Here is an 18,944-nt window from a genome sequence, read left to right as displayed (position 1 = left end):
TGGCGACCACCGCCGTGTACTGGGGTACGGGTCGGCGCAAGGAGGCCGTGGCCCGGGTGCGCCTGATCCCCGGCGACGGGCGCATCGTCATCAACGGCCGCCCCTTCGAGGAGTACTTCCCGACCATCGCCCAACGGGCCGAGGTGGAGCGGCCCCTCAAGGTGACGGGAACCCTGGGCAAGTACGACGTCCTGGCCCGGGTGGCCGGGGGCGGGATCTCCGGGCAGGCGGGCGCCGTCCGCCACGGCATCGCCCGCGCGCTGCTCAAGGTCGACGAGGCGTACCGGAAGCCGCTGAAGCAGGCCGGCCTGCTGACCCGGGATCCGCGGGTCAAGGAGCGGCGCAAGTACGGCCTCAAGAAGGCGCGCAAGGCGCCCCAGTTCTCCAAGCGCTGAGGGATGGGGCGCCCCGGAGGGGCGGCCGTTCCTACGCTCCTGTGGGCGTCGACCGCTCCTGTGGGCGTCGACCCCGCCGGGCCGCGATGCCGGCGACGCAGGCAGCGACGGCCGCGACGCTCTCGCGATTCCCCGCGATGCTCTCGCCATTTCCCGGGAAAAGCGGGGCACCCGGCGGGACCGCCGTCCCGCCGGGTGCCCCGCGTTGCCTTGGCGGCCGTGATCCGTGGCCTCGCGTGGCCTCAGGCGCCCTGCCGCCCGGCCAGCACCTCCTCCTCGAGCCAGCGGGTGTGGAAGCGCCCCTGCTGGAAGTCGTCCCGCTGCAGGATCTCCCGGTACAGCGGGATGGTGGTGCGGATCCCCTCGATGCGGAACTCATCCAGGGCGCGCCGCATGCGGGCGATGGCCTCCTGGCGATCGCGGCCCCACACGATGAGCTTGCCCACCAGCGAGTCGTAGAAGGGCTGCACCGTGGTGCCTGCGCGGAAGCCGGCGTCCAGACGCACCCCGGGACCGCCGGGCGGCTCCCAGAGGGTGATGGTCCCCGGCGACGGCAGGAAGCGATTGCCGGGATCCTCCGCGTTGATGCGGCACTCCATGGCCCAGCCCCGGAACTCCACTTGGTCCTGGGTGAAGGAGAGCGGCTCGCCCGCCGCCACGCGGATCTGCTCCTTCACCAGGTCGATCCCCGTGACGAGCTCGGTGACCGGGTGCTCCACCTGGATCCGCGTGTTCATCTCGATGAAGTAGAAGTTGCCGTCCCGGTCGACCAGGAACTCCACGGTGCCTGCGCCGACGTACTCCACGGCCTCGGCCGCGCGGATGGCGGCTTCGGCCATGCGCTGGCGCAGCTCGGGGGTCATCGCCGGCGACGGCGCCTCCTCGATCATCTTCTGCCGTCGCCGCTGCACCGAGCACTCGCGCTCGCCCAGGTGCAGGGTGTGACCGTGCTTGTCGGCGATCACCTGGATCTCGATGTGCCGCGGCTCCTCCAGGAACTTCTCCAGGTAGACGGCGCCGTTGCCGAAGGTCGACTCCGCCTCCCGGCGCGCCGAGGCCAGGGCCTGCACCAGCTCCTGCTCGTCCCGGGCGACGCGGATGCCGCGCCCGCCCCCGCCGGCGGCCGCCTTGACCAGCACGGGGTAGCCGATGTCGCGGGCGATCCGCAGGGCCTCGTCCTCGTCGTCCACCGTGCCCTCGCTCCCCGGCACCACCGGCACGCCGGCCCGCCGCATCGCCTCCCGGGCCAGGGACTTGAGGCCCATGGTCTCGATGGCCTCCGGCGACGGCCCGATGAACTCGATGCCCCACGTCTTGCACACCGCGGCGAAGTGGGCGTTCTCCGAGAGGAAGCCGTACCCCGGGTGGATGGCGTCGACCCCGGCCTTGCTGGCCGCCTCGATCAGGCTGGGGATGTGCAGGTAGCTGCGCGGCGCCGGGGGAGGGCCGATGCAGTAGGCCTCGTCGGCCATGGCGACGTGCAGCGCATCCGCGTCCGCCTCGGAGTACACCGCCACGGTCCGGATGCCCAGCTCGCGGCAGGCACGGATGATGCGGACGGCGATCTCGCCCCGGTTGGCGATCAGGATCTTCTGGAACATGGCCTCGACCTCCCCGGGAGGGTTCGCAGCGCGGGCCGTCTCTCCTGCACCGCCCGCCGCGGCCCGGGCCCCTGCCGCCGCGCGACGGCCCGGCCCGACCGTCCCCCGTTGCGGCCTTCGTCGCTGGCCCCCTTGCCCGACCGTCGGCCGTTGCCGCCGTCGCGGTCTGCCGTCGTGGCCTGCCTGTCCCCGCCGGCGTCGCCACCCGCCCGTCCGCCCGTCGCCGGACGGCACCGCCGGAGGCCCGACGTCGCAGGGGCACCGGGGACGGGCGCCACGGGGTGGGCAGCGCGGGACGCCCGGCGCCGCAGGGCCCTGGCCGGGGTCTTGAATCCACGCCCAGGCCCGCATCGCGGCCAGGGGGCGGGAGGCCCGCCACGAGGACCCGGCCGGCGCCGGCACCCCGGTCGGCGCCGGCCGGCGGGTCGCCCGCCGGCCCTTGTCCTCCGCCGCCCACCCGTCCATGCTGAAGCTGGAGAGCCTCACGGAGAGGGCTCGGGAGACCGGGGAAGGGATGACCCATGGTGTCCTCCGGCGGTGTCCGACGGGATGACGGCATGGCGTACCCTCTCCCACGCGTCCAACCCGAGGGCAGCGCCGACCGCGGACGGCCCTCCGAGCGGCTGGTGCCGTGGGAACCGGGCGACCGGTGGCTGGTCCCGGCGGAGCCGGGCGTCGACCGGGCCCAGGGGGCGGCGGACCTGCCGGACCCCTCGTCCCGCCGCAGCGGGCCGCCCGCGGGAGTGGAGGCCGCCGGCTCGCCGCCGACCGTCTCTCGCCATGCCATAGCTTACCTCACCGCCCTGGACGAACCGGCCCCGGGGGCGCGCATCCCCACGGCGGACGACCCGGCGCCCACCTGGGCGGACGGCACCAGCCCGGCCGGCGGGCCCCCGCCGCCCGCCGCCGTCCCGCGGGTGTTGCTGGCCGTGGCCGAGCCGGAGGCCGTGGCCCCCCTCTGGGGGCAGGGGCTCCATGGCGTCCTGGTTCGGGACCCCGACCACCTGCGGGCCCTCCTCGCCCGCGCGGGCCGCCGCGCCACGGGCGGCGGCCCGCGCTGGGTCCTGCTCCCCTGGGACGAGATCGCCCATCCCGGCCTGTGGGCGCGCGGTTGGGCGCGGGTGGTGGAGTGGGCGCCCGGAGCGATGCAACCGGCGATCGTGCCCCGGGCGGCCCTGGCGGCGGCCTGCGGGGACGAGACGACACCGGCCCCGGCCGGCCGAGGCCGGCCCGGGCCGGGTGGACCGGCGGCCGGGGCCGGCCTGCGGACGACCTCGCCGCCGGCCGCGCCGGCCGCCGGGGACGGTTCGCCCGCCGCGCCCGGCCGCTCCGCGGCGGGACCGGGTTGGCTGCGCGGGGCCACCCGGGCGCGCAGCGAGCTGTTGCGCCAGCTGGAGGAGTTCGTGCCCGCGCCGGTGGTGATCCCCGTGGCCGACGCCCCGCCCTCGGCGACCGCCCGGGCGACGGCCGGGCTGGCGGGGGTGCCCGTCTGGTGGCTGTGGCCTCCCCGGGGCGTGGACGGAGGGTGAGGGCAGGTCGGGCGGCGCCCGGCTCGTCGGGCCCACCGTCCGCCCGGCGCGGCCGTCCCACCGTGGGTCCGGCGCGGCCATCTCTTGGTGAATCCGGCGCGGTCCTCCCATCGTCCGCCGGGAGCGGCCCTCGTCAGCGGGCCCCCGGGCCGGTGGCGGCCGAGCCGGTGGCGCCGGCAGGAGGAACGTGGCACCGGCCGACGAAATTCCCCACGGGAACGGGCGACGACGCCGGTTTCCTTGCCGGTTGGCCGTCGTCGGCGGGGGAAAGCGATCAGGCTGTGGTCCCGGCTGGGGCGGGACCACAGCCTGGTGAGCGGCCGCTCGCGCGGGGGGTGAGAAGGCCGCCTGGCCGTCGGGCGGAGGGCTCCGGGTGGAGGCCGCGCGCCCCAGCCGGCAACGGTGGGGTGCGGTCCCGGCCGTCCGGGAGCACCGCCCCCCACAGCATGGGGAGCGCCGACGGATCCCGGCCGCAGGCGGCCTGCGTCCACACCGAGCCATCACCGAGCCATCCTTCTGTCTTGTGGGGCTTGTGGGGGACCGGACGCGGGTGTGCCTTGCTGGTGCACCCGGCGGGCGGGGCCGCCTGCGGCACGCAGGCCCCGCCCCTCGGCGTCCCGAATCCCCCGACCGCAGCGGATCCCATCCCAGGCCGGTGCAGCGGCCGCAGACCCCAAAGGCGGTCGCGCCACCGGCATCCCTCTGCAGCGTCGCGGCGGGCGGACGGGTGCCCCCGCCGGTGCCCGCCAACGGTCCGCCGCGATGGCCCCCGACCCGCTCCGGTCACGCGCCAGTGCCGCCGGGCCGGGTTCGTCCCGGGTGACCGCGCTGGACCCTTCGCGCGACGCCCGCGCCGGGGGCCGGAGCCGACGCCGTCGTTCCCAGCGGCCTTGCGCAGGGGAAAGGGGAGCGGACCATGCTGAATTCGCCGGCGATGTTCGTGGTGCTGGCTTTGATCGCCTACGGCATCGCCTACTTCGTCTACGGGCGGTGGTACGACCGCACGGTCTGGCAACCCGACGCCAACCGCACCACCCCCGCCCACATGTACACCGACGGGGTGGAGTACTTCCCCGTCAGCCGCTACGTGCTGTGGGGCTACCAGTACAAGAGCGTGGCGGCGCTGGGCCCGATCCTGGGGCCCTTCGTGGCGTTGCAGTTCGGCTGGGTCCCGGCGCTCCTGTGGATCATCTTCGGCAACTTCTTCATCGGCTGGCTCCAGGACTACGGGTCCATCATGCTGTCGGTGCGCAACCAGGGAAGGTCCTTCGGCCCCATCACCTACGAGTTCACCGGCGCCGCGGGGCGCAGCACGCTGCTGGGCTTCATCCTGTTCTACCTGCTGATCATCTCGGCGACCTTCATCCAGCTGATCGCCGTCTTCTGGAACACCTTCGCGGGCTCCTTCGTGGCGACGGTCGGCATCATCCTGACCGGCGTGATCTGCGGCCAGCTGCTGTACAAGCGGCGCATGAACGTGGGCGCCGTGACCCTCCTCGCCTTCGTCCTGATGATCCTGTCCTTCTGGCTGGGGTCCACGGAGGTCGGCCGCGCCGTGCGGCTGAACCTGGGCGCCCAGGGCGCCCTGAACTTCAACGTCTGGGTGTGGGCGGCGCTGTGCTGCGCCATCCTGTACGTCGCGTCCATCCTGCCGCTGCCGACCTTCATCCAGCCCTTCAACTACGTCTCCTTCTTCCCGGCGATGTTCGCCGTGCTGGTGATCCTGCTCGGCGCGCTGATCACGCCCATCACCGGCGTGACCCTGGCGCAGCCCGGCTGGAAGGGCTTCTGGGGTCCGGCGGGCAGCTTCGCCGCCGGGGGCAACCCGATGTGGCCCGTGCTGTTCACCGCCATCGCCTGCGGCGCCATCTCCGGCTGGCACAGCCTGGTCAGCTCGTCCAGCACGGCCAAGCAGCTGGACGTCGAGCCCGACGCCCATCCGGTGGGCGCCGGGGCCATGCTGGGAGAGGGCCTGCTGGCGCTGGTGTCCCTGGCCTCGTACATGGTGCTGAGCCCCGAGCGGATCGCCGAACTGGGCGGCGCCAGCGTGGGCGCGTGGGTCTACGGCGCCACCCTGCTGACCGAGCCGATCCTCGGTCTGTTCATGTCCGACGCGGCCATCCAGGTCTTCTACGGGACGGTGCTGGTGATCTACGCCATCACCGTCCAGGCGCTGGTCACCCGCTTCTGGCGACTGGTGTCGGTGGAGGTGTTCGGCGAGGGCATCCTGGCCCAGAAGCACGTGTCGACCTTCGTGGGGCTGCTGCTGCCCTGGATCATGGCGGTCAGCGGCTCGTGGAACAACATCTGGCTGTTCTTCGGCGGGTCGAACCAGCTGCTGGCGGGACTCGCCCTGATGCTGATCACCATCCACCTGGCGCGGGTGAAGGCACCGACGCGGTACACGCTGCTCCCGGCGCTGTTCATGATCGTCACCACCCTGGCGGCCATCGCCGTGCAGACGATCCGGTTCCTGCAGGCGGCCCTGGGCGGGCCGGCCAAGACGCTGACCCAGGATCCGCTGAAGACGATGGCGCCCACCGTGGCCAACCTGATCGACTGGGCGTCGGTGCTGATCGGCGTGGCGCTGTTCGTCCTGGGCCTGCGCATGGCGATCCTGACCCTGCAGGCGTACAGCCGCGCCAAGGCCGGCATGCTGGCCCAGCCGCAGGCGGCCCCGGGCGACTGACCCGCGCGCGGGGGGCCGGGGGGCTGGCGGGGTTCGAGCAGCCGGCACCCCGGCCCAGCCCGGCGGGGCTTGCGACGGTCGCAGAGGGAGGGGAAGCGAGGCATGTTCGGACGCAAGGATCCAGCGGGCGCCGACACGGGCGGTCCGCAGCAGAAGGGCGGCTTCCTCACCAAGCTGCGCGGCGTGCTCTACGGGATGGCCAGCCACGGCAACGTGACGGCCGCGTTGCGCACGCGCATGCACCTGGAACATCTGTTCATGTTCATCACCCTGGGCGACATGTTGGGCATCCCCGTGCTGCCGCCCTACTACAGCCTGCGGATCCTGCCCTACGCGGTGCCCAACATCGAGTCGTGGAAACAGCGGGTCTTCCGCGAGCGCGACTTCACCGACGCCATCTACTGAGGGGCGCCGGCGGCCATCGCCGCGCGGGCGTCGCGGCAGGCGTCGCGAAAGGCGGACGGGACGCGGGAGGGAGGAAGCGGTCATGCCCACCCTGGTGCGGCCCCGGGGTCTCGAGGCGTACTTCGAGGCGCACCCCGACGTGGAGGTCGTCATCTTCGCGGGCAAGGGCGGACTGGGCAAGACGACGTCCAGCTCGTCCCTGGCCTGGTACATGTCCCAGGTGAGGAAGAAGCGGACGCTGCTCTTCAGCACCGATCCCCAGGCGTCCCTCAGCGACATCTTCGAGCGCAACTTCTACGGCCTGGGCGAGATCGAGGTGGCTCCCAACCTGTTCGTCGTGGAGATCGACGCCGACCGGCGGGTGGCCGAGTACCAGGCGTCGGTGAAGCAGAAGATCAAGGACATGTACGGCCTCGACGCCGTGCCCAAGGAGATCGAGGAGTACATCGACTCCACCTCCGCCGAGCCGGCGATGTACGAGTCGGCCACCTACGACGCCATGGCCGAGCTCGTGGCCGCGCACCAGTACGACATCTACATCTTCGACATGCCGCCCTTCGGCCACGGCGTGCGCATGGTGGCCATGGCCGACATCCTCTCCAAGTGGGTGGAGAAGATCACCGAGGCTCGCTCCAAGGTGGCCGAGTACGACGCCATCGCCGCCACGCTCAAGGGCGAGAAGGGCCACGAAGACGCGGTGATGCAGGAGCTCATCGACATCCGCAACAAGATCAAGGCCTTCACCGATCTGATCACCGATCGGCGGCGCACGGCCTTCTTCATGGTGCTGATCCCCGAGAAGATGGCGATCCTGGACACGGAGCGGGCCCTGGCGATGTTCAACGCCCTGGGGATGGAGATGTCGGGGCTGGTGGTCAACCAGGTGTATCCGCGCGAGCTCCTGGACCGGCCGGGAACCTCCGAGTACCTGCGCAACCGCGTCCTGATGCAGCAGGAGCACCTGGCGGAGATCGCCCGCAAGTTCGGCGACCGGGTCCAGGCGGTGGTGCCGATGTTCACCCGCGAGCCCAAGGGCTTGGCGATGATCGAGCAGGCGTCCCGGTACCTGATGCGTTGCGAGATCGCCCTGGAGGCGTGAGGTGCCCGGGACGCGTCGGCCCGCCGGACCGTGGGGCGCCCGACGCAGGGGCCAGGGCACCGCTGCCGGCCGGACCCGCCACCGGCCGCAGCCGTGCCGCCGGGGGACGCCGATGCCCGGTGCGATGGGCCCGGCGGGCCTCGCCGGCCGGCGCGGCCGCGGCCGGTTCGTCCGCAAGGGGGGAACGAGGGTGGAGCACATCAGCGCCTTCCTGGAGAGGCATCCCGATCTGAAGTTCGTCTTCACCGGGGGCAAGGGCGGCGTGGGCAAGACCATCTGCGCCGCCGTGCTGGCGTACCACTTCGCCGAGCAGGGCAAGCGCACGCTGCTGGCCAGCCTGAACCCCGTCCACTCGTTGACGTCGGTGTTCGGGCAGGACCTCTCGGGTGGCCAGGTGCGGCCGGTGCAGGGGGTGCCCAACCTCCACGCCGTGGAGGTCGACGCCTCCGACGTGGTGGCCCGTTACCGCGAGAACATCGCCCAGCGGGTGCGAGAATTCCTGAAGTACGCGGACATCCCGGTGGACGCGAAGCCCTTCATCGACATCGCGGTGACCAACCCCGCCTTCGAGGAGTCGGCCATGTTCGACAAGATGGTCGACATCATGCTGCGCGAGGGCCAGGAGTACGACATGGTCGTCTTCGACACGGCGGCGGTGGCCAACGCGGTGCGGCTGATCGGCCTGTCCAAGATCTACGGGCTGTGGCTGCAGCGCATGATCGAGTCGCGCAAGGAGGCGCTCTCCCTGCGGGTGCAGCTCAGCTTCCGCAAGGACAAGGTGATGGAGGAAGTCAAGAAGGATCCGATGCTGGCGGACCTGATCGCCATGGACGAGCGGTTCAAGGCGGTCAAGAAGCTACTGGTCGACCCCCGGTTGACCGCCTTCTTCTTCGTCACCTTGCCCCTGGCCCTGCCGATCTCCGTGGTCACGCGGTTCATCAAGATGGTGCGGGCCTACGACATCCCCGTGGGCGGGGTGCTGGTCAACGGCGTCATCCGCGGCGAGGAGGTGGAGCGGGCCAGCGAGGACGAGTACCTGCGCAACAAGTACGAGGAGCAGGCGGGGTACCTGGAGCAGATCCAGCGGGAGCTGGGCGACCTGGTTCGCGCCTACATGCCCCTCTACAAGAGCGAGGTCCACGGGCTGGAGGCACTGAAGCAGGCGGTGGACGACCTGTTCGACCCCGACCAGCACTGGGCGCTGGCCCAGGTGACGGGGTGAACGGCCCGGGCCCGGGGGAGGGGACGTCCGCGGTCTGCCCCTACCTGCTGGCGGTGCGGAGCGTCGTCTTCGGCACGTGCAACCTCCTGCTGCTGGGCGTACCGGCCGGCTGGCGGCTGGGGGACGGCGCCTTTCCGCCCGAGGTGGACCGCTGGGCGGTGCGCGACGGCATCAGTTGGGCCACCGCCGCCCGGGGTCACTGGTGGCTCGCGGCGACCGCCGGCGGGACCGGGTCCGGGCCCGGGGATTCCCGGGGCGGGGCGGCACAGGGAACCGAGGTCGCCGGTGCCGGCCGCCCAGTCCAGCGGACGGGGGACGGGAGATCGGACGGGGGGGCCGAGGGGCGGACCGCGACGGCGGCGTCCCCCCGGGTCGCGCGACGCGGGGAGGGAGGCGGCAGGCGTCGGCTGCCGGCGCGGGTCGAGCTGTTCCTGGACGTCCGCCCGCGAGCGGCCGTCGATCGCGCTGGCGAAGGGCCGGTGGCGTCCCCGGCGGCGCGTCTCCTCTCGCGTTCCGCGACCGATGGGACGCTGGAACTGGCCGGTCACCGCGGCTGGTGGGCGCGGGGGGCGGTGCGACGGGGCTTCCCTGGACGATGGCACCCCGCGCGGGCGCTGGTGGTCGATTGCCCGGAGACCAAGCGGCGCATCGCGGTGCGGCTGGAGGCGGCGCCGGGGAGCGGCGAGTCGGAGGTGGAGGCGGCCTGGGAGGCCGCCGTGCGCGGCTGGCGGTGCCACTGAACGCCAGGGCACCGTCCAGGCCCTGGGGCCGGTGGGGTGGGTTCGGCCGGCGATCCTTGCGGGGAGGGGGCGAGGGGCGTGGTCGCACCCGATGTCGCCCGGCGCGGGCGGCACGGCGCGGGGCGCACCGGACGCCGGCGGCGGACAGGGCGCAGGGGGAGACCGCTGCGGGTCGAGATCGTCGGGCTCTTCCCCCTGTACTTCAAGCTGTGCCCGCGAGCCATGCCATGGGCCTTGGCCTGCGGGCTCGAGGGGCCGGCGGATCAGGAGCGGGAGTACCCCGCGCCCGAGCGCGACCGCCAGCGCCGGCTGGTGCAGCTGGTGCGGCATCTGGCGGCCCGCTTCGGCGACCAGGTGGAGCCGGTGACGGTGCCGCTGCCGTCGCTGCGGGGTGCCTGGCTGGCGGTCCGGCACCGCCTGCGCAGCGACGAGATGGCGGTGGTGGTGGGCGGTCGCTGCGTGCGGGTGGACGACGACTACGGCGTCCTCGACCGATGGCTGGCGGCATGCCTTGCCCGTGACGGCGGCACGTGAGCCGAGGTGTCCGCGCGGGCCCGCACGCCGCCCACCCCCGTGGGCGGCGTGCGGGCCCGCGCCCGCGCGCGGCGCGCGGCGGTGGCCGAGGCCCGGCGGCCCCGGGCGCCGACGGCGGCCCCGGCGCCGGCCACCGCCGCCTGGCGCCGGCCACCGCCGCACGGGTCAGGATTCCGTGCCGCCCCGGCCGCCAGGGGGCACGCCCTCGCGGCCGGCCAGCTGGAGCTCTCCCCTCGCCAGCCCCGCGGCCAGCGCGACCGCCCGCGCGATGTCACCCTCCTCGCCCGGGGCGACGCCGAAGCTCACCTGGACCTGGGGGCTCGCCGCCTGGGTGGCCGCCAGCACCAGGCGCCGGAGGTCAAACCCGCCCACGGGCCGCCCCTGTCCCTGGAGGCGGGCGGGGCGCAGGGGCTGGGCCGCCTCGACCTTGAGGATGAACTGGTCCCGCCGGCCCCGCCACCGCGTCCACGCCCAGGCCAGCGGAAAGTCGCGGGGTTCCAAGAGGCAGAGCAGCTGGGCGGAACGGATGCCGGCGCCGGGCCGCCCGACCTCCATCAGGAAGCCGCCCGTGCCGCCGCCCAAGGGCTGCACGCGGACGTCGTCGCCCAGGAGCCGCATGGCGTCCCGCGCCGCCCGCGCCAACTGGACGGCGCGCCGCCGGTTCCACTGCCGGCCGCCGATCAGCCAGAACACCAGGAACACCGCGACGGCGAAGGCGATGCGGTCGAGCAGCGGATCGCTCACCGTCCGTCACCTCAGTGGATGTGCGGCGCATGCTCCTCGACCACGGGCTCCTCCAACTGGCGGTGCTTCCAGGCGTGCAGGTCGGGCAGCGCGTAGGGGAGCAGGCGCAGGCCGATGGAGGAGTTCATCAACGGGATGCCCAGCATCTCGCCGAAGAGGATCAGGTTCATCACGTCGTTGTAGCGGGAGCGGACGTGGCGCAGCTCGTGGTACCACTCGAAGAAGAGCAACCCCCAGAGGAATTGCTTCACCTTGTCCAAGAAGCGGGTGGGGCGACGGCTGAGCCAACCGTGGAACCGCGGTTCGCCCCAGCGACGCAAGAGGACGTCGTCTCGGGTGTCGTGGGGGTGCGACGAGTGGGAGTCGGCGCCGCCGCGATCCGCGCCCTCGGCGGCGGCGGGCCGCCTCGCTCCCTGGCGGTCGGCCGCGCCATGGGCTGAGCGGGCTGCGTTCGTCCCCGTCATGGCACCCACCCTCCTGACCGCGGTGTGCGCCCCCCGGGTGCATCCGTGGAGCGACGGACGCGGTGCCCACGCCGGACGGCGGCCGGCCGGACCCGGCCCGCGAGGGGCGGGCCGGACGCCGCCCGGGCCGGACGTCGGGCGCGCCGGACGCCGTCCGGCGGCGGCTCCCCTGGACCGCCCAGGCGCCTGGCCCGGCTCCACCGGCGGCGCTCGCACCTGCCGCGAGGCGGCTGCGCGCGCTCGGCGGGCGACGTGACCACGCCAGCCGGCCGCGGCCCGCTGGGCCGCGGCCGGCGCGTGCCGCCGCCCGGCGCGTGGGGAGGGATTCGGCGGTCGTCCCTCCTCTCCCTGCAGCCCCAGGCGAGAGCGCGTGGACCGGTGCTCCGAGACCGCGGCATCGATCCACCGCGGCGGGCGCTGTGGGCCCGTGCAAGGCACCGGCTGGGCCCCGTGGCGGCTCACCCGCCGCTCCGTGCCCGGCCGCGGCTGGCACCACAAGCTGCCTGTTTGCGAGATCTGCGGGCGTCAGGGGCTCAGCCACCGGCCCGTGCCCGGCCGCGGCTGGCGGTGCCGGCCGGTGCGACCGCGGGCGCGGGGCCCCGCGTCCGCACCGTCCCGGGCAGGTGTCCCGGGCAGGTCCCTGGGCGTCACCCGCCGGCGTGCCGCGCACCGCCGGACCGGTTGCGGCGCCGTCGGGGATGCCGTGAGTGCCCTGGGAGGCGGTCCTCGCCGGCGTGCCGCGCGCGCCGGACCGGTTGCGGCCGAGGGACCGCGAGCCCTTGGCAGGGCGCGCCGCGCGCAGTATAATCACAGGTGCGACGAGCGCGCGGTGGCGCGCATGCGCCCGTAGCTCAGCGGATAGAGCGGTGGCCTCCGGAGCCACGTCTTGCGCAGGTTCGATTCCTGCCGGGCGCACATCCGGGGCGGTGACCGGTACGAGAGGCCGGGCGCCGCCCCTTGGTTCATTGGCGGCCGTCGCAGGCCATCGGAGGCCTGGGAGCCCGATCGGGGTCGAGGCGATGGACATGATGCAGCCCCTGGCATGGGATACCGCCATCGTCCGCGTGCTGGAGCAGGTCCGGCCCTTCCTGGTCCACGTGGCGGGGACCGACCGCAAGCGGCAGACCACGGCCTTCGGCACCGGCCTGGTCTTCGACCACTGGCACGTCATCTGCAATGCCCAGACGGTGGACGACGCGGCCGAGGTGGTGGTCACGCTCCCCGGCGGGACCAAGGTCGACGCCGACGTGGTGGGCAGCGATCCCGTCTACTTCATCGCCGTCCTGCGCCTCGCCGAGCGCTTCCCCGGCCCCCTGCCGGCCTGGCGGCCGACGGCGGACCTGCAGGTGGGGCAGTTCGTGGTGGCGGTGGGATATCCCCTCAACCTGCAGATCAACGCCACCCTGGGCATCATCAGCACGGTGGACATGACGCTGTACCGTCCGGACCGGATCCCGGTGGACGGCCTGATCGTCACCCAGGCGCCGATGCACCCGGGCAACACGGGCGGACCGCTGGTGTTGCTGGATGGGAGCGTGGCCGGCATGAACGGCATCCCCTGGTCCCACGGGCTGAACCTGGCGGTGCAGGGCGACGTGGTGCGGCGGGTGGTCAACCAGATCATCGAGTTCGGACGGGCCACCCATCCGTGGCTGGGCTTCTCCGGCCAGCCGGACGTCGTCGATCCCGCGCTGGCGCAGCTGTTCGCCTTGCCGGTCGATCGCGGCCTGGTGGTCGGGCACGTGGCGGACAACGGACCGGGCAAGCGTGCGGGCATCAAGCCCTTCGACATGGTGGTGCGCGCCGACGACCAGCCCGTGGTCCACGCCGGCAGCATCCGCAAGGTGCTCGCCTACCGGCGTCCGGGCGAGCGCGCCAAGTTGACCATCCTGCGCGGCGGCGAGCTGATCGAGCTGGAGTTCCCCGTGGAGGAGATCCCGCGTCTGGCCTCGGCGTCCTGAACCGGGGCCCTCATCGGGCGGCGGTGGCGGCCTGATCGCCGCCGGTGGCGGACCTGCCCGCGCCCTGGCGCGCCGCCGTCCGGCAGCGAGGGCAGATCCCGGTGACCCTGACGTGGATCTCCGAGATCTGGTAGCCGCTGATGTGCGAGAGATGCTTGCAAAGCGGCTCCAGGTGCTTGTCGTCCAGCGGCGTCTCCTCGCCGCAGCACTCGCAGACCAGGTGCTGGTGGACCTCCACGTCGGCGTTGCGCAGGCTGTACTTGGTCGGGCCCTCGCCCACCTGGACCCGGTCCACCAGCCCCAGGTCCACCAGCAGGTCCAGGGTCCGGTAGACCGTGGCCAGGCCGATGTCGGGATAGTCCTTCTTCAACTGGGCGTAGAGCTCTTCCGCCGTCAGCAGCCGGTCCTGGTTCACCACCACCGCGGCCGCCACCGCCCACCGCTGCCACGTCAGCCGGTAGCGGTGCTGGGCCAGCGTCTCCAGGATCTTGCGGATGGTCACCGGGCTCACCCCTGGATCCGGCGGGGGCGCCGCCCCCGTTTGTCCTCGTATTCGATAGCCATTCTAAAGAGACAACCGGTATCGTCATTATAGGCGTCCCGGCGATCCCCCGTCAAAAGCGGACCGCGCCAGCGGGACGGGGCGAGGGCGCGCGTCCCGGTTGCCGGCCCCGGCCGGCGTCCGCCGGACCGCCGTCGCCCCCGCCCCGGCGCTTCGCCGCCGCCGCCCGTCGCGGACCGTGCGCCCCGCCGCGCGGTCTCCCCGGCGCTACAGCTTCTCCGACACCGACTTGGGCTGCATGAACCACAGCAGGTAGTCCGGCCCGCCCGCCTTGGCGTCGGTGCCCGACATGTTCCACCCGCCGAAGGGGTGGACGCCCACCAGGGCGCCGGTGCACTTGCGGTTGAAGTACAGGTTGCCCACGTGGAACTCGTGCTTCGCCCGCTCCAGCTTGTAGCGGTCGCGGGCGTACACCGACCCCGTCAGGCCGTACATGGTGTCGTTGGCCAGGGCCAGGGCGTGGTCGAAGTCCCGCGCGCGGATGAAGGCCACCACGGGCCCGAAGATCTCCTCCTGGGCGATGGTGGCGCGGCCGTCCACGTCGGCGAAGACGGTGGGCTGGATGAAGTAGCCCTCCCGGTCGTCGCCCTGCCCGCCCACCACCAGCCGGCCCTCGCCACGGCCGATCTCGATGTAGCGCATGATCTTCTGGAAGGCGGCCTGGTCGATGACGGGCCCCACCTGGGTGGCCGGGTCGTCCGCCTGGCCGACCCGCAGCTGCCGGGTCTTCTCCACCACACGCTGCAGGACCTCGTCGTAGACGCCGTCCACCACGATGGCCCGCGAGCAGGCGGAGCACTTCTGGCCCTGGAAGCCGAAGGCGGAGACCACGATGCCGTTGGCCGCCTCCTCCAGGTCGGCGCTCTCGTCGACGACGATGGCGTCCTTGCCGCCCATCTCGGCGACCACCCGCTTCAGCCAGATCTGGCCGGGCTGCCGCCGTGCCGCCTGCTCGTAGATGCGCAGGCCCACCTCCATGGAGCCGGTGAAGTTGACGAACCGGGTGCGCGGGTGCGCGACCAGGTAGTCGCCCACCTCGGGGCCGGGGCCGGGCAGGAAGTTGATCACGCCCGCCGGGATGCCGGCCTCGATCATGATCTCCATGAACTTGGCGCCGATCACCGGGGTGTTGCTGGCCGGCTTGAGGATCACCGTGTTGCCCGCCACCACCGGGCCCACGGTGGTCCCGGTGAGGATCGCCAGCGGGAAGTTCCACGGCGGGATCACCAGGCCGGCGCCCAACGGGATGTAGAAGGTCTCGTTGAACTCGCCGGCCAGCGGCGTCACCGGCTGGGGCTCGGCCAGCCGCAGCGCCTGGCGCCCGTAGTACTCGAGGAAGTCGATGGCCTCGGCCACGTCGGCGTCGGCCTCCGGCCACGTCTTCCCCGCCTCGTACACCTCCCACGCCGCCAGCTCCAGCTTGCGCCGGCGCATGATGGCCGCCGCGCGGAACAGCACCGCCGCCCGGGCCGACGCGGGCAGCCGGCTCCACGGGCCGAAGGCCTCCCACGCCGCGGCCAGGGCCTGCTCGGCGTGCTCGCGGGTGGCGCGGGCCACCGTCCCCACCACTTCCGTCTTGCGGCCCGGGTTGTACGAGACGATGCGCTCCGGCGTGTCCACCGCCCGGCCGCCGATCCACAGGGGATAGTGCCGGCCGAACTGGGCCCGTACCTGGGCCAGGGCCTCGGTCATCGCCTGGTGGGCCGCCGGCTGGGAGAAGTCCGTCAGCGGCTCGTTGCGGAACTCCGGCACCGCCATCGCGTCCCCTCCTCCTTCCGTCGATACCTTGCCAATCCGCCGCCACGGTCGATGCGCGGGACGCCGCCCGCCCGCGGGGCGCGGCAGCCTCGCCGGCGTCCGGGGCCGCGCAACCCCTTCGACAAGGCGCGGTCCGGACGGTGGGCGGGGCGCGGGGCCGCGCAATGCGAGCCGCGCAACCCCTTTGACAGGACGCGGTGGCATCCCTGCCGCAGGGCTGCCGGGGCGATGCGCAGGACGGCCCGGTGGCCGGGACGGAGCCGGACGAACCGGCCTCACGGGATCGGGCTGGATCCCCCGCGACCGCCGCCGGCGCGCCCGCGCGCCCCCGATACCGGCCCGGCGGGGGACGGCCCGCCGGGCATGGGCGTCCGTACGGGATAGCCTGGGCGGATATGGACGGATCCAAGGTATCCGATCCGGCTATAGGAAGCCCCCGGGGCAACCGGAATCGTTGGCAGGGAGCGCCGGCCGGCACCGGATCCCATCCGGCGGCGCGGGGTCCGGGGCCAGAGCCGCCCGCGCCGGGCGAGCGGGCTCGACCGGCAACCGGCGCCGGAACCGGGACGACGTCGGCGCCCCGACGACCGCGGCGCGGCGCTGGAGGGACCGTGGTGGACGACCTGGGAGGGCGGTTGCGTCGCATCCGGGAGAGCCGGAACCTCAGCATCTACGAGGTGGAGCGGCGCACGGGGCTCCATTTCAGCACCATCAGCACAGACTGCTCCACCAGAGGCCCATGGTTCCTTGTCGGGCGGGGCCTCCCAGGGCGGTTTGACTGCGAAATGACTGCGATGGAAGGAGGCCCCACGTCCGACGGCGAACCCAACCCCAGGGCCGCCAGACCCGATCACAGGGTGGCGGGATCAGCCCCGGGCACGTCCCGGGGCCTTTCTTTTTCGCAGCGTGCGAACCGTAATCCCGCCCCGGCGACGAAAACCCGTCAACGGGAGATTGTCAACAGCCCGGCCGACGTGCATCCGTCGAACCCCCCGACCATCATCATCACTACCCCCCTATAGGGGGGTAGTGATGATGATGGTCGGGGGGCGGGCACGTCGGGTTTCGTGATTATTTGGCCCAAATTTACGGATTTCGTCGCCCGGGTCGAAGAAAGCCTTGTCTGGTGCGGGTTTCTTCGCCGCCCGGGATTATTGTCATCACATCTTTGTCACGTGACAAAGTTCCGGCTGGGGAGCCGAGAAAGCCTTGCCGGGCGCGGGTTTCCGGGCACCCGGCGGATCATTGTCATCACGGTGAGGACGATGATGACAAAGATACCGAGGGGGGGGGGGGGGGGGGGGGTGGGGTGAGGCTCAGGCGTCGGCCAGGAGGTCGTCGAGCGGGATGGCGCCCTTGCGGTCGGCGTCCTCGGTGATGCGGATGTAGTGGCGGGCGGCGACCTGAAGGCCCGTGTGACCGAGGCGCTTGGCGATCGTGGCAAGGTCGGCCCCAGCCCGCAAAAGCAGCGTCGCGTGGAGATGCCGGAGGTTCTTGGGCGGGATGGGGCGGATGCCCGCCCAGGTGCATCGGGTGCGGAACGCCTCCCAGAGATTCGCCTGGGACCACGGGCGCCCCGCGCGGTTCGTGAAGACCCAATCCTCCGGCTTCGCCTCCGGGGGCTTGTGCTCGCGGAGGATGGCGACCGTATCCGGCGGGATGGCGATGGTCCGGTTGCTGGCGGGCGTCTTCGGCGGCTTGACCTGCCGGTTGAAGCTGAGCGCCCGCCGGACTGTGATCGTCCCCGCCTCCAGGTCGATGTCCTGCCACTGAAGGGCGATCAGCTCCTCAAGCCGCATCCCCGTGGTCACGGCGGTGTAGAAGAGCGGGTAGAGCCAGTCGCCCCGGATCGCGTCGAAGAACTTGCGCGTCTCCTCCGGCGTCCACACGTCGGGCTCCTTGCGCCGGACGGGCGGCGTGCGCGTCGGCTCCACAGGGTTCGCCCGGAGGACACCCCAGACGACGGCCTGCCGGAGAGCCTGGCCCAGGACGCTCCGCACCCGCCGGATCGTCGCCGGGCTGAGCTTGCGGCGGATGAGCTCGGTGAAGAGCGCGTCGACGTGGGCGGTGCCGAGCTCCTGGAGCTTGACGCCGCCCAGGTAGGGGATCACGTAGAGCCGGAGGAGCTGCGCGTAGTTCGTGATCGACTCGTGGCGAAGCTCCCCGCGTTCCTGCCGCCAGGCAACCCACCGGCGCAGGTAGCTCTCCAGCGTCATGTCGCTGTGAACGGTGCCGACGTTCTGCTCCAGCTTCGCCTGGAGCTTGCGCCGGGCCTCGGCGGCGGAACGCCCGTAGGCCGTGATCCGCCGACCGGCCACGGTCTGCTGGGCGACCCACTGGTTGCGGCCCTTGTGGAAGTAGACGGTCCCCTCCCCGGGGACCCGACGCCGCGAAGCGATGGCAGCCACCCCCTTCGTTGCGGCCTATCGCGGCTGGTAGAGGACGAGCAGGACTTCGCCGATCACCACGAAGTCGGGGTCGTCGGGAGCCGTCCGGCCCACGTAAGGCGTCCCGCGCCGGTTGCCGAAGACCCACCGACCCCTCTCGACCCGCCCGTCGAAGCGCGGGCGGAAGAGGACCCACGTCCCCGCCGGTAGGCCGGAGTCGGTCGGCAGGCAGTAGGCGTACACCTGGTCCGTCGGCTCTGCCCCGGGCACCGGCATGACCCAGGCCCCGGCCCACGCGTCGAGGGGTTTGGGCAGGTGCTCGGGACGCTCGTAGAACTCGTCCAGGACGCAGACCAGGTGCAGGTGGGGCCGGGCGAACTGCCCGAGGTGCCGCTGGGAGGCTAGGCGCTGCTCCAGCTCCAAAAGCTGCGTATAGCGCTCGGTCTCCTCCTTGGATAGACCCCGGTCCCGCAGCTTCTCGGAGAGCGCCATCAGCTCGTCCCGGATGGCGCCCGGGTCGAGCTCGTAGCGATCCTCGGCCAGCGGCGGCCAGAAGTACTCGTAGGGGTAGCCGAAGGCCCGGGAGAGGATGACGAGGGACGCCAGCCGGGGCTTGGCGCGGATCAGGTCCGGGAGCTCCCACTGCCGGATGCGGGCGTGGGTCAGCTCCGACGCGATCCGCTCCATGTCGGCCTGGCGAAGCCCGTAGCTCTCCCGGATCGCCTTGAGCCGAGCCGCGAGGGCCTGCTTTCGCTTGTGGTCACCGGGCAGGTGTTCTTCGACCATGGCGCCGTCAGTATATCGAGTCAACGGGAGGATGTCAACACTCGTTGACAGATACCGAAGCGAGTCGA

16 protein-coding genes and 1 tRNA gene are annotated in these 18,944 nt (G+C 72.7%); 10 read left to right on the top strand and 7 right to left on the bottom strand.

Features of this window, described 5'->3' with window-relative positions; translation table 11 throughout:
- The first annotated feature begins 14 nt into the window (after positions 1-14).
- Positions 15-395 (top strand): 30S ribosomal protein S9, encoded by a 381-nt coding sequence (rpsI, locus tag Q5761_RS11740; protein ID WP_207669937.1) that lies wholly within the window; start codon positions 15-17, stop codon positions 393-395.
- Between the two features lie 242 nt (positions 396-637).
- Here the strand turns inward: rpsI and accC are convergent, their stop codons facing one another.
- A complete protein-coding gene (accC, locus tag Q5761_RS11735; RefSeq protein ID WP_135224508.1) occupies positions 638-1,996 on the bottom strand; it encodes an acetyl-CoA carboxylase biotin carboxylase subunit in 1,359 nt (452 codons plus the stop codon).
- A gap of 557 nt (positions 1,997-2,553) precedes the next feature.
- Here accC and Q5761_RS11730 point away from each other — a divergent pair.
- The 7 genes from Q5761_RS11730 (at position 2,554) to Q5761_RS11700 (ending at position 10,214) form a co-directional block, all read left to right on the top strand.
- Positions 2,554-3,525: a hypothetical protein gene (locus Q5761_RS11730; protein ID WP_135224507.1), complete on the top strand. Its 972-nt coding sequence runs from the start codon at positions 2,554-2,556 to the stop codon at positions 3,523-3,525.
- A gap of 916 nt (positions 3,526-4,441) precedes the next feature.
- Positions 4,442-6,214, top strand: coding sequence for a carbon starvation protein A (locus Q5761_RS11725; protein WP_318750689.1), 1,773 nt, complete (start codon positions 4,442-4,444; stop codon positions 6,212-6,214).
- A 102-nt stretch (positions 6,215-6,316) separates the two neighbouring features.
- Complete coding sequence (locus Q5761_RS11720; RefSeq protein ID WP_318750688.1) at positions 6,317-6,619, top strand: hypothetical protein; 303 nt, start codon at positions 6,317-6,319, stop codon at positions 6,617-6,619.
- Between the two features lie 82 nt (positions 6,620-6,701).
- On the top strand, positions 6,702-7,718 hold the full coding sequence (locus tag Q5761_RS11715; protein ID WP_318750687.1) for an ArsA family ATPase: 1,017 nt from the start codon (positions 6,702-6,704) through the stop codon (positions 7,716-7,718).
- Between the two features lie 190 nt (positions 7,719-7,908).
- Complete coding sequence (locus Q5761_RS11710; protein WP_318750686.1) at positions 7,909-8,940, top strand: ArsA family ATPase; 1,032 nt, start codon at positions 7,909-7,911, stop codon at positions 8,938-8,940.
- A complete protein-coding gene (locus tag Q5761_RS11705) occupies positions 8,937-9,680 on the top strand; it encodes a hypothetical protein (protein ID WP_135224502.1) in 744 nt (247 codons plus the stop codon). Before Q5761_RS11710 ends, Q5761_RS11705 begins: the two co-directional genes overlap by 4 nt.
- Positions 9,681-9,758: 78 nt before the next feature.
- Complete coding sequence (locus Q5761_RS11700) at positions 9,759-10,214, top strand: hypothetical protein (protein ID WP_243123667.1); 456 nt, start codon at positions 9,759-9,761, stop codon at positions 10,212-10,214.
- Positions 10,215-10,379: 165 nt separating this feature from the next.
- Here the strand turns inward: Q5761_RS11700 and Q5761_RS11695 are convergent, their stop codons facing one another.
- Together Q5761_RS11695 and Q5761_RS11690 are read right to left on the bottom strand one after the other, a co-directional pair.
- The gene (locus Q5761_RS11695) at positions 10,380-10,958 is read right to left on the bottom strand and encodes a hypothetical protein (RefSeq protein ID WP_318750685.1); all 579 of its coding nucleotides are present in this window, start codon (positions 10,956-10,958) and stop codon (positions 10,380-10,382) included.
- An 11-nt stretch (positions 10,959-10,969) separates the two neighbouring features.
- The gene (locus Q5761_RS11690; protein WP_318750684.1) at positions 10,970-11,422 is read right to left on the bottom strand and encodes a hypothetical protein; all 453 of its coding nucleotides are present in this window, start codon (positions 11,420-11,422) and stop codon (positions 10,970-10,972) included.
- Positions 11,423-12,262: 840 nt separating this feature from the next.
- Between Q5761_RS11690 and Q5761_RS11685 the strand changes: the two genes are divergently transcribed.
- Both Q5761_RS11685 and Q5761_RS11680 read left to right on the top strand, forming a co-directional pair.
- Positions 12,263-12,337: transfer RNA gene (locus Q5761_RS11685), tRNA-Arg, on the top strand.
- A gap of 110 nt (positions 12,338-12,447) precedes the next feature.
- A complete protein-coding gene (locus tag Q5761_RS11680) occupies positions 12,448-13,383 on the top strand; it encodes a S1C family serine protease (protein WP_318750683.1) in 936 nt (311 codons plus the stop codon).
- A gap of 10 nt (positions 13,384-13,393) precedes the next feature.
- Here Q5761_RS11680 and Q5761_RS11675 read toward each other — a convergent pair whose 3' ends face one another.
- The 4 genes from Q5761_RS11675 to Q5761_RS11660 form a co-directional block, all read right to left on the bottom strand.
- The gene (locus tag Q5761_RS11675; RefSeq protein ID WP_135224499.1) at positions 13,394-13,885 is read right to left on the bottom strand and encodes a Fur family transcriptional regulator; all 492 of its coding nucleotides are present in this window, start codon (positions 13,883-13,885) and stop codon (positions 13,394-13,396) included.
- A gap of 267 nt (positions 13,886-14,152) precedes the next feature.
- A complete protein-coding gene (gene pruA, locus Q5761_RS11670; RefSeq protein ID WP_318750682.1) occupies positions 14,153-15,703 on the bottom strand; it encodes an L-glutamate gamma-semialdehyde dehydrogenase in 1,551 nt (516 codons plus the stop codon).
- A 1,316-nt stretch (positions 15,704-17,019) separates the two neighbouring features.
- Entirely contained in the window at positions 17,020-18,111 is a 1,092-nt protein-coding gene (locus Q5761_RS11665; RefSeq protein WP_318750681.1) for a tyrosine-type recombinase/integrase, read from the bottom strand.
- A gap of 15 nt (positions 18,112-18,126) precedes the next feature.
- Entirely contained in the window at positions 18,127-18,876 is a 750-nt protein-coding gene (locus Q5761_RS11660) for a helix-turn-helix domain-containing protein (protein ID WP_318750680.1), read from the bottom strand.
- Positions 18,877-18,944: the final 68 nt, after the last annotated feature.

It is taken from the genome of Thermaerobacter composti, from assembly GCF_033582035.1.
Classification (GTDB): Bacteria; Bacillota; Sulfobacillia; order Thermaerobacterales; family Thermaerobacteraceae; genus Thermaerobacter; species Thermaerobacter composti.
Note: the sequence above shows the minus strand (reverse complement) of the source record. Positions and strands in the feature narration are given on the sequence as shown.

Bases quoted from the DNA above. Each gene is read 5' to 3' on its own strand.
- accC (WP_135224508.1), bottom strand. From the start codon at position 1,996: ATGTTCCAGAAGATCCTGATCGCCAACCGGGGCGAGATCGCCGTCCGC.
- Q5761_RS11680 (WP_318750683.1), top strand. From the start codon at position 12,448: ATGATGCAGCCCCTGGCATGGGATACCGCCATCGTCCGCGTGCTGGAG.
- pruA (WP_318750682.1), bottom strand. From the start codon at position 15,703: ATGGCGGTGCCGGAGTTCCGCAACGAGCCGCTGACGGACTTCTCCCAG.
- Q5761_RS11725 (WP_318750689.1), top strand. From the start codon at position 4,442: ATGCTGAATTCGCCGGCGATGTTCGTGGTGCTGGCTTTGATCGCCTAC.
- Q5761_RS11660 (WP_318750680.1), bottom strand. From the start codon at position 18,876: ATGGTCGAAGAACACCTGCCCGGTGACCACAAGCGAAAGCAGGCCCTC.
- Q5761_RS11730 (WP_135224507.1), top strand. From the start codon at position 2,554: ATGGCGTACCCTCTCCCACGCGTCCAACCCGAGGGCAGCGCCGACCGC.
- Q5761_RS11715 (WP_318750687.1), top strand. From the start codon at position 6,702: ATGCCCACCCTGGTGCGGCCCCGGGGTCTCGAGGCGTACTTCGAGGCG.
- Q5761_RS11720 (WP_318750688.1), top strand. From the start codon at position 6,317: ATGTTCGGACGCAAGGATCCAGCGGGCGCCGACACGGGCGGTCCGCAG.
- Q5761_RS11690 (WP_318750684.1), bottom strand. From the start codon at position 11,422: ATGACGGGGACGAACGCAGCCCGCTCAGCCCATGGCGCGGCCGACCGC.